This window comes from Romboutsia ilealis, assembly GCF_900015215.1.
Taxonomy (GTDB): Bacteria; Bacillota; Clostridia; order Peptostreptococcales; family Peptostreptococcaceae; genus Romboutsia; species Romboutsia ilealis.
In genome coordinates, this window is sequence record NZ_LN555523.1 from 1,975,864 (window position 1) to 1,991,928 (window position 16,065).

Genomic DNA, 16,065 nt, shown 5'->3' on the forward strand with positions numbered 1-16,065 from the left:
ATACCCCCGAATTAGAATATTGCTATTATACCTATCCAAGTAAGTATTACAGTTACTATCCAGAATGTAAATACTACCTTAGTTTCAGGCCATCCGCATTGTTCGAAATGATGATGTATAGGAGCCATTTTGAATATTCTTTTTCCTGTTAATTTAAATGATGCTACTTGAAGTATAACTGATATAGCTTCTGCAAAGTATATACCACCAACTAATGGTATTAAAAGTACACTATTTGTTAATATAGCAAAGGCAACAACTGCTCCACCTAAAGCCATTGAACCAGTATCACCCATAAATATTCTTGCAGGATATGCATTAAATCCTAAAAATCCTAAACAAGCACCAATAGTAGCTGCTGCTAATACAGCAACTTCTGTGTTTGCAACACCTGAGTAAGATGCAAGTAACATAAAGAATGTAGATACTATTAATGTTATTCCTGATGCTAATCCATCTAATCCATCTGTTAAGTTAACAGCATTAACCGTTCCAACTATTACAAATACCATTATAGGAACATATAATGGGCCTAAATTTATTGCTATATCTGTAAATGGTATCATAAGTTGTGGCGCACTTGCAGATGCAGTATATTGATAATTTGCAATATATAAAGCTAATCCAAATTGCATTACTATCTTTTGCCAAGGTTTAAGTCCTAACGATCTTCTCTTTTTTATTATTATAAAGTCGTCTATAAACCCTATTAATCCAAATCCGAATATAGATATAAGGCCTATAACCATATCTGGTCCTACTTTACTTCTAGTAAGTCCTGTTATAAGTATAGCTACTATCATTAATATTCCTCCCATTGTAGGGGTTCCATTTTTAGCTAAGTGCGTTTTTGGTCCGTCATCTCTCACCGTTTGACCAAATTTAAATTTAGTTAACATAGGTATAAATATTGGACCTAATATAACTACTATTAGAAACGAAAACAATGCTGTGTAAGTAAGTTCTGTTATTCCTAACATAATATATATCTCCTCTCCCTTGCTGGCTATTTCTTTTGTGATTATTTATTAAGATATTCTACTATTTTTTCTAATTCCATACCTCTAGATGCTTTTACTAAAACTACATCATCTTTGTTTACAAGTTCATCTATCTTCTCTATAGCTTCTTCTTTTGTATTAAAATGATGTATGTTATTTTTATTAAATCCTAGAGAATTAGCTTCTTCGCAAATAAATTTTGAATCTTTTCCTATAGCTATTAATACATCTGTATTATCTATAGCACATTTTCCTACTAAACGGTGTCCATATTCAGTATGTTCACCCATTTCAAACATGTCTCCAAGTATAGCTACTTTTCTATTTTTGTATCTTCCAAGTATTTTTAAAGCAGCTTCCATAGAGTCAGGGCTTGCATTATATGCATCATTAATTATTGTCATCTTATCATTTTTTATTACATCTAATCTCATTTTAGTTGCTTTAAAGTTTCTTAATCCACTTTTTATATCTTCTAAAGATATATTTAATTCTTTCCCTACTAATATAGCTGCCATTGCATTATATATATTGTGTTCTCCTACTGTAGGTATAAATATTTCTTCTTTTTTACCATCTATATAACAGACAAAAGTTAAATCTTCTTCGTTCATTACGTAACTTTCGCAGTATATATCATTATCTTTATTAAATCCAAATGTTTTTAATTTATAATTAAGATGTTTTCCCTTTAAAGTTCCTAAAAATTTGTCGTCTCCGTTAACAACTAAAGTGTTAGACTCATTAAAGTTAGTTGCGATTTCCATTTTAGCTTGCAGTATCCCTTCCTGAGATCCTAAATTTTCAATGTGCGATAAACCTATATTAGATATAACTCCTATTTTAGGGTTTACTATATTTGCTAAATATTCTATTTCTTTAAAGTGTGACATACCCATTTCTATAACTGCACACTCATAAAATTCGTCTAAATTAAATAAAGTTAAAGGAACTCCAAAATGATTATTTAAATTACCTTGATTCTTTAGTGTATTAAATCTTGAAGAAACTGTAGCATATATCATATCCCTTGTTGTTGTTTTTCCTACACTACCTGTTACTCCTATATATGGTATATCAAATTTTTCTTTATAATATTTAGCAATATCACCTAATGCTATTTGAGTATCTTTTACTTCTATTAAATTTATATCCGAACTATTTAATTTTATGCTACTACTTGCATTTTTTATGAATGTTTTACACCCATTTTCATATGCCGATTGCATAAACTGATGACCGTCTAAGTTTTCTCCTATTACAGCGACAAATACATTATCTTTATCTGCTTTTCTACTATCTATAACTACATCATTTATAGTGTCACTTTCATTTCCAATTACTAATTTTCCTTTTGTAGCAATTGCTAGTTCTGATATTGTTAGACTATTCATACTCAATCCTCCTTATATTTTAATTTCTAACTATATTTATCTTAATAAAAGGCAATGTATAAATTTATATACATTGCCCCCTTTGTAAATATCAACTTAATAATTATATACTATATTTATAGATTTTTGAAGGTATTTCTAACTATATGTTACTTTTAATTATCAAAATATAACGTTATACTTGAGTTTTCATCTACTTTAACTCCTGGCTTAGGGAACATATCTACTACTTTTGAACCTTCTGAAATTTCTATATCTGGATCTAAATTAGCTTTTAGATTACTTTCCTCTAATATTTTAACTGCATCTTCTATAGCTAAATTTCTTATATCTGGAACTACTACTTGATTTTTTTGTAACTCTTTCTTTTCTTCTTCAGTGTATACTGGTTCTACACCTAAATATGGTAACACATCATTCATTATCTCTTTAATTATAGGACCTGCTGTTGTACTACCAAATGCACTTACACCAGTTGGTTCATCTACTATTGCAAGAACTACTATTTGAGGATCATCTGTTGGTGCTATTCCCATAAATGAACATATGTATTTACCTTGAGCATATTTACCATCTACAACTTTTTGAGCAGTACCAGTTTTTCCACCTATTCTATATCCTGGTATGTAAGCAGAATGACCTCCTCCTTGACTAACAACTGACTCCGCTATTTTCATAATTCTATCAGCTGTATCTTCTGAAACTACCTGTCTTATCATTTTAGGTTCAATTTCTTCTATTATATTCCCCTTATTATCAGTGTATCCTTTTACAACTCTCGGTTGCATCATTTTACCATCGTTTGCTAATGTAGAAATTGCTCTTATAAGTTGCATCGGTGTTACCGATATAGATTGACCAAAAGACATTGTTGCAAGTTCTACTGGTCCAACATTTTTTTCATTGTAAACTATTCCTTTAGCTTCTCCAGGTAAATCTATCCCTGTTTTTTCCATAAAGCCAAAAGCTTCTACATAATCATACATCTTAGCTACCCCTAATCTTTCTGCTATAGTCATAAATACAGGGTTACAAGAGTTTTGAACACCTTCAGCAAATGTTTGCTCACCATGAGGTCTATAATGTCTCCAACATTTTATTTTTCTTCCACCTATTGTTAAACTTCCAGTACAAGTAAATTTATCACTTTCTTTAACAACACCTTCCTCAACTCCTGCTGATGATGTTATTAATTTAAAAGTAGAACCTGGCTCATATGTATCACTTACAGCAGGATTTCTCCACATTTTATAATATCCATTAATTTTATCTTTCTCATCATATTTATCTAATTCTTCTTCATAATATGGATATATCGGAGTTCTCGAATCATTTGGATCATAATCCGGCTTTGATGCCATAGATAATATATCACCTGTTTTAGGATCCATAGATATAACAGTTACTCTTTTAGCATTATTAATTTCATATGCTTTCTGAGCAGCATTTTCAGTATAATGTTGTATTACTTCATCAATAGTTAATACTAAACCATTCCCTTGTACTGGTTCATAGTATTGTTCTAAACCTTGTGGTATCTCTCTACCTGATGCATCCGTACTTACAATAAGCTTTCCTGCTGTTCCCTTTAATCGCTTATTATATTGCATCTCCACTCCAGCTATACCTTCAGAATCAGCTGATGTATGACCTAAAACATACGCCGCAAAGTTTCCATATGGATAATATCTTTGATTATCTTCAGCTACCCATATACCAGATATTTTAGCCTCTCTTATTTTGCTTGCTGTTTCATCATCTATCCATCTTTGTACTTTTACTAGCGCTGTATTCTTTTTTGATACTGATTTATATACATCATCATACTCTTTTCCTAGTATTTCAGCTAATTGCTTTGCTGCAGCTTCTTTATCTTTTACTTCTACTGGCTTGCACCATACTGTATATTTTGTAACACTTACAGCTATCTCTTTCATATTTCTATCATATATGGTTCCTCTTTTAGGTTCTATCGGTATTTCCCTTGTCTGTTGATCAATAGCCCTAGTACTTAACCAATCCCCTTTTATAATTTGAAGATATCCGGTTCTAAATGTAAGCGCTAAAAATAAAACACACGCCAATATAAGAATAATCACTAATCTTTTTTTACTCATTAGTTTTATCTTTTTCAAGTGTAGCCCCCCTTTAACTATCTACTTCGATATATCTTATTTGATTTTGCTTAGGATAGTCCATATTAAGTTCTTCTTTTGCTCTTTCTTCTATTTCTCTTATAGAAGTATTCGTCTCTACTTTTGCCTTTAACTCCTCTAGTCTTATTTCCTCTTGTTTAAGTTCTTTTTTTAAGTAATGGATATCATATTTAAGATTTCCTATGATTGAATGTCCACATATATTAATGATAATCATTAAGAAACAAACTAAAAATAATCCAAACCTTCTTATTACTTTTTTTATTTTTCTGCCTTGTCTCTTTTTATGTTTATTCTTCTTTTCTTTTTTATATTCATTTATGTTTTTAACTTTATCATTTTTAATCTTCTTTTTCATCTATCCACCTCTATATACTCTAATTAGTTATATATTTGTGATAAATATTCAATGTCCCTTTTAAAAGTTATAGAAAAATTAACACATAATATCTTATTAATATTTAAAATTTTTAAACAATATATTAATTCATGTTATATATTGAATTTTATTGTAAAATTTATTTTATATAAACCACATGTCATTGAAATATTTAGTATCACCAACGATATCTTCGCACTCCAACTTCGAATAAATACATTATTTAAAACTAACTTTATTTAAATCTCTGTGTGTAACAACTAAACATTATGCTATAACTTTTCCTTACATACAAAAAGGATTATGTAAAATAATTCAATTACTTTACATAATCCTTTTTAATCTACTATTATATCCTCTCCACTACTCTTAATTTAGCACTTCTCGATCTTGGATTTTCCTCTATTTCTTCTTTACTTGGAAGTATTGGCTTTCTAGTTATAACTTTTACTAGTGATTCTTTATCACACTGGCATATAGGTAAATGTGATGGACATACACAATCTAGTGCTAAGTCTCTAAATTCATTTTTTACTATTCTATCTTCTAATGAATGGAAAGTTATTATACAAACTCTCCCTCCTTCATTCATTATAGAAACAGCATCATCTATCATCTTAGTTATTACTCCAAGTTCATTGTTAACCTCTATTCTTATAGCTTGGAAAGTCCTTTTTGCAGGATGTGGACCATCTATTCTTGCCTTTTTAGGTATTGCTTTTTTTATAACTTCTACAAGTTCTCCTGTAGTTTCAATTGGTTTTTCTTCTCTTTCCTCTACTATAAATTTAGCTATACGTTTAGCCCAGTTATCTTCACCATAATCCTTTATTATTTTAGCTAATTCTTCTTCACTATAAGTATTGACAACATCATATGCCGAGAAATCACATCTTATATCCATTCTCATATCAAGTGGAGCATCTTGCATATATGAAAATCCTCTATCCGCTTCATCTAATTGATGAGATGATACACCTAAGTCAGCAAGTACTCCATCTATTTTATGAACTCCTATTTTTGCTAGCTCTTCCTTTATATTTTCAAAATTGCTATGAACAAATCTAACTCTATCACTATATTCACTTAATCTTTCTTTTGCAGTAGCTATAGCATTTTTATCTTGATCAAATCCTATAAATAGACCCTTATCAGATAATCTTTTAACTATCTCTTTAGAGTGTCCTGCTCCTCCCATAGTACAATCTACATATACTCCGTCAGGCTTTATATTTAAGTTCTCTATGCACTCATTTAAGAGTACGGACACGTGATGAAATTCCATTTTAATTCTCTCCTTGTTTGTCTTCTTTTGTTTTATTATTTTCTTTTTTAGATAAATATATATGTGCAATTATAGCACCAACGACACCAACTAAACTTATAACTTGTGCCATTCTTAATGGTCCTATCATTAAACTATCAGTTCTAAGTCCTTCTATAAAAAATCTTCCTAAAGAATAAAGACCTATATAGTATACTATAATTTGACCTTCATATTTCTTTTTCTTTCTAAACATCCATAAAAATACAAATATTAATGTATCCCATATTGATTCATATAAAAATGTCGGATGAACCTTTACTCCATCTACCATAATTCCCCATGGTAAATTAGTTGGACCACCATGAGCTTCTTGATTTATAAAATTTCCCCATCTACCAATGGCTTGTGCAAGAGGCATACCTATCATAACAGCATCTGCCATTTTTAAGAAATTAATTTTCTTAACTTTAGTAAACACATATCCTGTAAGTAATCCAGCAATAAGTGCACCATGTATTGCCATACCTCCACCTCTAAAGTTCAGTATCTGAGAAGGATTTTGAGAATAGAAATCCCAATTAAATAAAACGTAATATAATCTAGCACCAAGAAGTCCCATAGGTATAGCTATTATAGCTAAATCAAGTACGCTATCCTCTTTTATTCCTACTCTTTTGGCTTCTTTTAAAGCTATTATTGTTCCTAATACCATTCCCGATGCCATAAGTATTCCATACCACATAACATCTATGCCAAATATACTAAATGCAATCCTATCCATTTATACACCTCTATTTTTTAAATAATTTTTTAAAAAATCCTTTGGATTTTTCATATTTTACAGGATATTCTATAGATATTTCTTTATCTTCTATAACTTTATATGGATTTTGTGTGAATAACATTTCTGCTTTTTGCTCTCCATATTTTCTAACTATATAATCATAAGTTTCTCTTATTATAGGCCTACGTCTTGTACTTGAATGTGCATCTGTAGCTATAAAATGTATCATATTATTATCAAGTAATATTTTACTTACTCTTTCTGCATCTTTTCCATTTTTACCAATTATACTTGATGAATTAACTTGAATTAAAGCTCCTTCATTTATACAGTCATAAATTATATTTACATTTTCCTGCACTTCTTTATATCTTTCAACATGTGCTAATATAGGTACATATCCTCTTATTTTTATTTCATATATTATATCTACTATATTTTTAGGAAATCTAATAGGTGGAAATTCTATTAATAAGTATTTACTATTATTTAAGGTATAAAACTCTTTTTGTTCTATAATATCTATTATATCTTCACTATAGTAAAGTTCATTTCCTATAAATACTTCTATATCTATATTATTTAATTTAAGTATATTATTAAATTCTTTTATATTTTCAAAAAGTTCTTCTCCTTTTTTATATTCAAAATTTGGATGATAATGAGATGTATTAACTATTTTTCTTATCCCTTCACCATATGCAATTTTAGCCATTTCTAAAGCATCATCTAAACTTTTTGCTCCATCATCAATATTTGGAACAATATGACAATGAATATCTATCATATGTATTACCCCCATACTTTATGTATAATTTTATTATAATATTATATCAAAATAAAAGTAGAATTGTAATAATTCTACTTTTATTTTGATATTTAATAGATTTTCCTATAGATATTATACAGTTTTTTCGTTTAAATTTATATCTATCAAAATTTCTGTTATAATTTTTTTCTAAGTAACTCATTTTCATTTATTCCTACATTATTATATTTGAAAACTATATTAGACATAGGTATCAATACTAAAAACTACACTATAACTTCATTTTTATTTACATATAATAGTTCATTAGGATAAGCTTATTCTACTTTATCTGTTAAAGTTATACTCTCTATAGTTATACCTAGACCTGCATAAGTATTATTTTTGTATATAGAGTATCAACTAAAGTATTTATTTTATCTGGTGGATCTATGTAATAAAATTTAGTATCTCCCATATCTAATTCTTCAAGTATACTATTGATCAAATGTCTAGTATACATAGTATCTATAGCAGATGTCGGTGCAACAACATATAAAGTATTTATTCCATATTCTAATAATTCTTCACCTGATTTAATTATATCTTTTTTATTGTTTTCTAAAAGAGGTAATTTTATTTGAACATCTATATCTGTTTCAGCATCTTCTATGTATTTTTTTATTTTTTCTCTAAATAATATATCTTGCTCTAGATTATTTTTATTATGAAGCCCAATTAGTAATACTCCGCTATCCTCTCCTGATTTTCTTATATTATTTAAAATTTCATCTTTATAAAGTTGTGCTAAGTTATTAGCATTATAAAATGGTTCTAGCACTTCAACACCTGCTATATTTCTAGATGCAAGATTTAATTCTTCATATCTTTTAATAAAAACCTCGTAATCAGTACCTTCTGTCATAAATAAGGGACATATTATTATATTTTTATATCCTTGTTCTATAATTGACTCTACTGAGTATTCAAAATAAGGCTTTGAATACATATAAGAATTAACTACTCTATATCCACTACCTAAACTATGTCTTAATTTTTCTGCTATTTCTTCTGCTTTATGTTTAAATTCACTAAACCCCAATTTACTATAGTAGCTTTTATAATTATATAAACTATTTATACCAGTAAACATAGCCTTATAGCCTTCTTCATAGTAAATTTGCGTTGAACGCTCTCTTATATTATAGTTTTTATCCTCACCTTCTGATACCAATAAAACTAAAGTCTCTTTTTTTTCTTTTATAGGCTCTGTATCCTTAATTACTATATAGTCTTTAAATATAAAAGATATAACTAAGTTTACCCCAATAAATGAAATTAGAATTCCATAAATTAAATATTTATAATTTTTATTGACTATTACTTGCTTATAAAATGCTATTGTTGCTAAAACTATAAATATGTTTTCATAGCTTCCTTTTAATATAAAGCTAAGCGCTAAAGATGAAAATAAGATTATAGAAAATAACATAAAATCAACCTCTCTATAAAAATTAACTTTTAAATAAGTTTTTATTATCTGTATTAACTTAATTGTATAGTTTACATCTATTATATATATGTTGTATAATTAGAATGTATGTCTACACAAAATATTAAATAAACTTGATAAGTTAGCTTATTAAGCCTATCTCATAGTTTAATAGGTTGTTTAAATTTATAAATAAAATTGACAAAAGAGAGGAAGATATATATGAAATTAGGTATAGTCGGTTTACCAAATGTAGGTAAAAGTACACTATTTAATGCAATAACACAAGCAGGTGCTGAATCTGCTAACTATCCTTTCTGTACAATAGAGCCAAACGTTGGTGTTGTTTCTGTTCCAGATGAAAGATTAGAAAAATTAAGAGAGTTATATGACTCAAAAAAAATAGTTCCTACTGCTATAGAGTTCTGTGACATAGCTGGACTTGTTAGAGGAGCTTCTAAAGGTGAAGGTTTAGGAAATAAATTCTTATCTCACATAAGAGAAGTTGACGCTATAGTTCACGTTGTTAGATGTTTCGAAGATGGAAATGTAGTTCACGTTGACGGTTCTGTTGATCCATTAAGAGATATAGAAACTATAAACTTAGAATTAATATTCTCTGATATAGAAATATTAGATAGAAGAATACAAAAATCAACTAAGGCTGCTAAAGCTGATAAATCTGTCGCTGCTGAAGTTGAGTTCTTAAAAGAAATAATGGCTGTTTTAGAAGATGGTAAATGCGTTAGAACTATGGACTTTAGTGAAGATCAAAAAACTTTCGTTGATTCATTAAACTTACTTACATCAAAGCCTGTAATATATGCTACAAATGTAAGTGAAGATGATTTAGCTGATGAAGGTGAAAATAATGCATACGTTGCTAAAGTAAGAGAATTCGCTGCTACTGAAAATGCTGAGGTTGTTGTTGTTTGTGCTCAAATAGAAGCAGAAATAGCTGAACTTGATACTGAAGAAGAAAAGAAAGAGTTCTTAGAAACTTTAGGACTTGAGCAATCTGGTCTTGATAAATTAATAAAATCGTCTTATGCATTACTTGGTCTTATATCTTATTTAACTGCTGGACCTCAAGAAGTTAGAGCTTGGACTATAAAAGTTGGAACTAAAGCTCCAGCTGCTGGTGGTAAGATACACTCTGATATAGAAAGAGGATTTATCAGAGCAGAAACTATAGCATTTAACGATTTAGTACAAGTTGGTACTATGACTGCTGCTAAAGAAAAAGGATTAGTTAGACTTGAAGGTAAAGAATATGTAGTTAAAGATGGAGATGTTATATTATTCAGATTTAACGTATAATATAAAGGATAGGTAGATTACCTATCCTTTTTTATGCTTAAGTATATTATAATACTTTAAAAATGTGTGTAACGCCAGAATGTAAGTAATATCAATTAACTAATTTTGAACGCAAAAAAGATAAACTCTAATGAGTTTACCTTTTAATTTATTTTATTAAGCTATATTTTTAGAATCTTTATTTTTTATAAGCTTATTTTTATTTAACATAAATAATACAAACAATACTATTGCAGCAACTACACCTACTCCATTAGAAAGCATAGCATTTAACTTAAATCCTTCTGGAGCTTGTAATATATAAGATACACATACAGAGCTCATAAATGTTGCTGGTATTAAAGCTATCCAGTAATTCGCTTGATTTTTTATTAAGTATACTGTAGCTGTCCATAAGAATATAGTAGCTAACGTTTGATTAGACCAAGCGAAGTATCTCCATATTATGTTGAAATCTATAGTCGTTAAGAATATACAAACTACGAATAATGGTATTGCTAACTTAAATCTACTTAATAATCCTTCTTGTTTTATATTAAAAGCATCAGCTATTGTAAGTCTAGCACTTCTAAATGCTGTATCTCCACTTGTTATAGGACAAGCAACTACACCAAGTACTGCAAGAACTGCACCTATTGGACCTAATAATTCTTTAGATATATGACCTACAACTCCTGATTGACCACCAAAGCTATCAAGGGCTGATTGTATAACTCCACTTTCTCCAAAGAATGCTATTGTAACCGCACACCATATTAAAGCCACTATCCCTTCTACAACCATTGCTCCATAGAATACTTTTTTACTTTCACTTTCTCTATGTATACATCTTGCCATCATAGGCGATTGTGTAGCATGGAACCCTGATAAAGCTCCACAAGCTATCGTTGTAAATAAGAATGGGAATATAGATAATCCACTTGGATGTAAGTTTTGTAATGTCATTTCAGGCATTACCATACTTCCATTAAAGTGTCCTATCATCATAGCTCCAGCTAAACCTATTGCCATGAATAATAAAGATGCACCAAATATTGGATATATCTTACCTATAACTTTGTCTACTGGTAAAACTGTAGCAACTATATAATATATTATTATTAAAACTACCCATATATTTTTATTAAGCCCTGTCATAGATGTTAATAATCCTGCTGGTGATGTAACAAAAACTGTACCAACTAATATCAATAGTATAACAGAGAATACTCTCATTACATTTTTCATTCCATCACCTAAGTATATACCAACTATTTCAGAAACAGAAGTCCCATCATGCTTCATAGATATAACACCTGATAAGTAATCGTGTACTCCTCCTGCGAATATAGTTCCAAACGTTATCCATAAAAATGCTACTGGTCCAAATAATGCTCCCATTATCGCACCAAATATAGGCCCTGTACCTGCTATATTTAAGAATTGTATTAAAAATACTTTATACCAAGGCATTGGCATATAATCAACACCATCTTCTAATCTAACTGCTGGTGTTTGATTATCATCACTTAACTTTACATTTTTATCTACATAAGTTCCATAAGTAAAGTAACCTATTATTAATATTGCTAAACAAGCTATAAATGTTATCATACCATTTTCTCCTTTATTAAATTTAAGAATTAATTATTATTTCATTTAGTATGATACATTATATTTTCAAATTTTATTCATATTTTTACATGAAATGCATTATTTACTACATGAAATGCATTTATATATTCATAATCATTCTAAAGTCTTTAATTTTACTTCTACTAACTGGTATTTCTGAATTTATATCATTTAACCTTAATTTATACGTATTATTAAACCAAGGTATGATTTCATTTATCTTAAATACATTTACTATATAAGATCTATGTGTTTTAAAAAATAAATTTGAATCTAAATTTTTTTCAAATTCTTTAATAGGTCCTTTTACAACATACTCACTATCTTTTGTATATACTATAGTTTCTCTTTCCCTAGCTTCACAATAATATATATCTTTTACATTAACCACTCTTAATTTATCATTTTTCCATAAACTAATGCTCGAAGCTTTTGATCTTTGATCAATTTTGTTTTCTTCTTCTAATTTATTATCCGTACTTATATTACTAGATCCACTTTTTTCTAATTTATTTAACATAGATATTATTCTATCATCAGAGTAAGGCTTTAATATATAATCAAAAGCTTCTAACTCAAATGCATCTACTGCATGTTCTTTATATGCTGTTATAAATACTATTTTAGGTTTAAATTTAAAGTTATTTATAGTTCTTGCAAGTAGCATGCCATCTAATAAAGGTATATTTATATCTAAAAATATTACATCGACTATATTTTCTTGTATAAACTTTAATACTTCTACTCCATTGTCAAATTCATTTAATATTTCTATTTTACTAAAATTTTTTATAAAATATTTTAATTCCTCTCTTGCTGGAAATTCATCCTCTACTATAATTGCTCTCATAATATCTCCTCTATATATAAAATTCCATTTTAGTTCCAGGTTCTAATCTATATATATTTAAACCTTGTCCATATATTAATTTTAATCTTAAATGAACATTATAAAGTCCAATTTTATTGCCTGGCATTTCTCCACTATATACCTTTTTTATTATATCAAGATCTATAGTTATACCATCATTTTCTACCCATACCCTAGTATATCCATCTTCTTTTTTAACTCCAATAATTACAGTTCCGCAACCTCCATTTTTTCTTATTCCATGTATTATTGCATTTTCAACCAATGGCTGTATTGTAAGGCTTGGAATCTTTGCATCTATATTTTCATCTATATCGTATAAAACTGTAAGTTTATCTCCAAACCTTGCTTTTTCTATTTCTACATATGCCTTTACTTGTTCTAATTCTTTATTTATGTCTATCAAATTATCATTTACTTCTAAATTGTATCTCATATAAGTAGATAAATTTATAATAAGCTTTCTTGCTTTATCAGGATTGATTCTAATAAATGAAGTTATAGTATTTAATGCATTAAATAAAAAATGTGGATTAATTTGTCTTTGTAAAGCTTTAATTTCTGATTTTTTCTTTTCTTTCTCTATCTTTTCTATTTTCGATATTTCCATAAGTGTAGAAATAATTTGTGACAATCCTATCGCTAAAGATTTTTTAGAATGACTCATATCATATTTCTTTGTATAGTAAATCTTTAATGTCCCAACCACACCTTGAGAATCTGTAAGTGGAATAATCATAGCTGTCTTTAAATTTACTTTTTCACTGATTGAGCTTTCTTCCTTTTTTACTTGTATATTTAAAATACTATTTTCTCTAATAGAACATCTTGTTATATTGCTAATTTCTGTATGAGGAAATTTAAAAGCCTCTTCTCCAACTCCAACATATGCTAATACTTCGTCTCTATCAGTTATACTAACTGCATCTGAGTTTATTTCATCTTTTATTATCTTACATATTTTTTTTAGAGACTCTTCATTTATAGATCTAAAATATGGTAGTGTTTTATTAGCAATATCTAAAGCTAACTTTGATTGCATAGCAGCTACTTCTTCTTTTTCTTTTTTTATAGCATCAACTATAGATATCAAAAGACCTATACTAATTTGTCCAACAATCATTGGTATATAAATCTTTCTTATTATTCCAATAGCAATATTATGAGGTCTTGATAATAAATATATTAAAAGCATAGAAAAGCTCTCTGATATTACCCCACATGCTATTCCATATATCCACTTGTATCTGTTACTAATTTTTTGATAAAAAAATCCAGATAGTATTCCTGCAAATATAGAAGATATAAAACATGGAAAAGCTGTTATACCTCCAGTATCTATTATATATCTATGAAAACCAGATATAATACCTGAAGTTATACCAACTAATGGACCAAATAAAACTCCACCTGATACAATAGCTATTATCCTAGTATTCGCAAGAGAACCTTGTACATCTATTCCATTATATGTACCAAGTATAGCAAGGGCTGTAAATATTAATGATATAACTAATAAATCCTTTAATTTATAATTTTCTTTTTGAAATATATATTTAAATCCTTGAATTTTAGTAATTATTATAAATAATACTGTCATTAAACTTGATTTTTCAAGTAATTGCAAAAATATAGCTCCTTTGTCCATGTGTCACTCCTTAAATATAATTTACTTTCAATCAATTTTAAATTTACTAGATTATTATAAATAAATCAATATATATCATTAATGATATATAGCAAAAAAATAAGAGTGCTAAACGCACTCTTATATATATTAATTATTTATTTTATTTTTTAACCAATCCTTACCTTCTACAAGTCTTGCTACAAGCATAGCACATACTGTATTTTCAGTTGAATTTAATAATGTTGCAGGCGCATCTAATATTGTTCCAATAACAACTATTATTGGAAGTAATGCTGGATCTATTCCAAATGCGCTTACTATTAACATTTCACTCATAAATCCACCACCTGGTATAGCTCCCATAACTGCACCGTTTATAAATGCAACACCTAATATCGCTAACATCATTGGAATAGTATTCATATTAGTTCCTAATAATCCTAATAAAAATGCTATTTTTAATACTCCAGTTACAACTGAACCATCTTTGTGAACATTTGCTCCTAATGGTATAACAGTTTCTGCTATATCTTCTGGAACACCCATTTTCTTAGTTGCATCTAAATTTACAGGTATTGAAGCTGCACTTGAACAAGTAGCTAATGATGTAACTGTTGGAGATACTGCATTTGACCAGAATGCCTTTATTCCATCTTTTCCACCAGCTATAAATGCATATAAAGTAAATAAACCGAAGTAAATTACTGCTGTTAATATTAAGTATAATATAGTTACTCTTAAGTACCCTGATAATAACTGTGATCCTAACTCTCCTATAACATTTGCAAAGTAGCATCCAAGTCCTATTGGCGCTGCCATCATTATTATATTGATTACTTTCATCATGACTGCTGAACCTGATTGAACAAACTTAGCTATTGACTTTCCAGATTCTCCTGCCATTAAAGTACCTATACCAAATAATATTGAGAATACTATTAATTGTAACATATTTGATCTAGATAATAGTAATGAGAAGTCATTTACAGTAAATGTATTTACTATTTGTTGTAATAATCCTACTTTTTCTGTTGCTGAACTATCGTTAGCAGATGCTATTATATCTTTAAATAATGATGTATCTAATCCTTTTGTTGGATTCATTAAAAGTACTCCAACTAATCCTATAACAGCAGCAACTAAAGCTGTTCCTAAAAATACTATAACTATACTTTTTAGTATCTTCCCTAATCTATTCATTCCTCCGCCCATATTAGCTATTGCAGATGTAACACTGAAAAATACTAATGGTACTAATGTCATGAATAATAAGTTTAAGAATAATTCTCCTATAGGTTTTAAAACTACTGCTTTTTCTCCCATAGTTACACCTACTATACCACCTAGTAATATAGCCCCTAGTAATACTATAGAAGACTTATAATTATTCCAAAATGATTTCATACTTT

13 protein-coding genes are annotated in these 16,065 nt (G+C 28.5%); 1 reads left to right on the plus strand and 12 read right to left on the minus strand.

The window, feature by feature from the left end:
* Positions 1–11: 11 nt before the first annotated feature.
* From mraY to CRIB_RS09380, 8 genes are all read right to left on the minus strand, one after another.
* The gene (gene mraY / locus CRIB_RS09345; protein WP_243633608.1) at positions 12–983 is read right to left on the minus strand and encodes a phospho-N-acetylmuramoyl-pentapeptide-transferase; all 972 of its coding nucleotides are present in this window, start codon (positions 981–983) and stop codon (positions 12–14) included.
* Positions 984–1,021: 38 nt separating this feature from the next.
* Positions 1,022–2,395: a UDP-N-acetylmuramoyl-tripeptide--D-alanyl-D-alanine ligase gene (locus CRIB_RS09350; protein WP_180702112.1), complete on the minus strand. Its 1,374-nt coding sequence runs from the start codon at positions 2,393–2,395 to the stop codon at positions 1,022–1,024.
* A gap of 155 nt (positions 2,396–2,550) precedes the next feature.
* Positions 2,551–4,530: a stage V sporulation protein D gene (locus CRIB_RS09355; protein WP_180702113.1), complete on the minus strand. Its 1,980-nt coding sequence runs from the start codon at positions 4,528–4,530 to the stop codon at positions 2,551–2,553.
* 13 nt (positions 4,531–4,543) lie between these two features.
* The gene (locus CRIB_RS09360; RefSeq protein WP_180702114.1) at positions 4,544–4,909 is read right to left on the minus strand and encodes a hypothetical protein; all 366 of its coding nucleotides are present in this window, start codon (positions 4,907–4,909) and stop codon (positions 4,544–4,546) included.
* Between the two features lie 370 nt (positions 4,910–5,279).
* Positions 5,280–6,215: a 16S rRNA (cytosine(1402)-N(4))-methyltransferase RsmH gene (gene rsmH / locus CRIB_RS09365; RefSeq protein WP_180702115.1), complete on the minus strand. Its 936-nt coding sequence runs from the start codon at positions 6,213–6,215 to the stop codon at positions 5,280–5,282.
* Position 6,216: 1 nt separating this feature from the next.
* On the minus strand, positions 6,217–6,978 hold the full coding sequence (lgt, locus tag CRIB_RS09370; protein WP_180702116.1) for a prolipoprotein diacylglyceryl transferase: 762 nt from the start codon (positions 6,976–6,978) through the stop codon (positions 6,217–6,219).
* A gap of 10 nt (positions 6,979–6,988) precedes the next feature.
* Positions 6,989–7,768 (minus strand): tyrosine-protein phosphatase, encoded by a 780-nt coding sequence (locus tag CRIB_RS09375; protein WP_180702117.1) that lies wholly within the window; start codon positions 7,766–7,768, stop codon positions 6,989–6,991.
* Between the two features lie 343 nt (positions 7,769–8,111).
* Positions 8,112–9,221, minus strand: a complete 1,110-nt coding sequence (locus tag CRIB_RS09380; protein ID WP_180702118.1) for a ferrochelatase — start codon at positions 9,219–9,221, stop codon at positions 8,112–8,114.
* A gap of 222 nt (positions 9,222–9,443) precedes the next feature.
* On the opposite strand from CRIB_RS09380, the gene ychF reads away from it, so the two are divergent.
* Positions 9,444–10,541, plus strand: a complete 1,098-nt coding sequence (gene ychF / locus CRIB_RS09385; RefSeq protein ID WP_180702119.1) for a redox-regulated ATPase YchF — start codon at positions 9,444–9,446, stop codon at positions 10,539–10,541.
* Positions 10,542–10,697: 156 nt separating this feature from the next.
* Here the strand turns inward: ychF and CRIB_RS09390 are convergent, their stop codons facing one another.
* The 4 genes from CRIB_RS09390 to CRIB_RS09405 all read right to left on the minus strand — a co-directional run bounded on the left by CRIB_RS09390 (position 10,698) and on the right by CRIB_RS09405 (position 16,060).
* Complete coding sequence (locus tag CRIB_RS09390; protein WP_180702120.1) at positions 10,698–12,134, minus strand: carbon starvation CstA family protein; 1,437 nt, start codon at positions 12,132–12,134, stop codon at positions 10,698–10,700.
* A 121-nt stretch (positions 12,135–12,255) separates the two neighbouring features.
* Entirely contained in the window at positions 12,256–13,005 is a 750-nt protein-coding gene (locus CRIB_RS09395; protein ID WP_180702121.1) for a LytR/AlgR family response regulator transcription factor, read from the minus strand.
* Between the two features lie 10 nt (positions 13,006–13,015).
* Positions 13,016–14,674 carry a LytS/YhcK type 5TM receptor domain-containing protein gene (locus CRIB_RS09400; protein ID WP_180702122.1) on the minus strand — a complete coding sequence of 553 codons (1,659 nt, stop codon included), beginning with the start codon at positions 14,672–14,674 and terminating at the stop codon, positions 13,016–13,018.
* Positions 14,675–14,803: 129 nt separating this feature from the next.
* Complete coding sequence (locus tag CRIB_RS09405; protein WP_180702123.1) at positions 14,804–16,060, minus strand: dicarboxylate/amino acid:cation symporter; 1,257 nt, start codon at positions 16,058–16,060, stop codon at positions 14,804–14,806.
* Between the last annotated feature and the right edge of the window lie 5 nt (positions 16,061–16,065).

What these genes read in the sequence shown, in the direction of transcription:
- rsmH (WP_180702115.1), bottom strand. Translation starts at nt 6,215, where the DNA reads ATGGAATTTCATCACGTGTCCGTACTCTTAAATGAGTGCATAGAGAAC.
- ychF (WP_180702119.1), top strand. Translation starts at nt 9,444, where the DNA reads ATGAAATTAGGTATAGTCGGTTTACCAAATGTAGGTAAAAGTACACTA.
- CRIB_RS09360 (WP_180702114.1), bottom strand. Translation starts at nt 4,909, where the DNA reads ATGAAAAAGAAGATTAAAAATGATAAAGTTAAAAACATAAATGAATAT.
- lgt (WP_180702116.1), bottom strand. Translation starts at nt 6,978, where the DNA reads ATGGATAGGATTGCATTTAGTATATTTGGCATAGATGTTATGTGGTAT.
- CRIB_RS09380 (WP_180702118.1), bottom strand. Translation starts at nt 9,221, where the DNA reads ATGTTATTTTCTATAATCTTATTTTCATCTTTAGCGCTTAGCTTTATA.
- CRIB_RS09350 (WP_180702112.1), bottom strand. Translation starts at nt 2,395, where the DNA reads ATGAATAGTCTAACAATATCAGAACTAGCAATTGCTACAAAAGGAAAA.
- CRIB_RS09405 (WP_180702123.1), bottom strand. Translation starts at nt 16,060, where the DNA reads ATGAAATCATTTTGGAATAATTATAAGTCTTCTATAGTATTACTAGGG.
- CRIB_RS09390 (WP_180702120.1), bottom strand. Translation starts at nt 12,134, where the DNA reads ATGATAACATTTATAGCTTGTTTAGCAATATTAATAATAGGTTACTTT.
- CRIB_RS09395 (WP_180702121.1), bottom strand. Translation starts at nt 13,005, where the DNA reads ATGAGAGCAATTATAGTAGAGGATGAATTTCCAGCAAGAGAGGAATTA.
- CRIB_RS09400 (WP_180702122.1), bottom strand. Translation starts at nt 14,674, where the DNA reads ATGGACAAAGGAGCTATATTTTTGCAATTACTTGAAAAATCAAGTTTA.
- CRIB_RS09375 (WP_180702117.1), bottom strand. Translation starts at nt 7,768, where the DNA reads ATGATAGATATTCATTGTCATATTGTTCCAAATATTGATGATGGAGCA.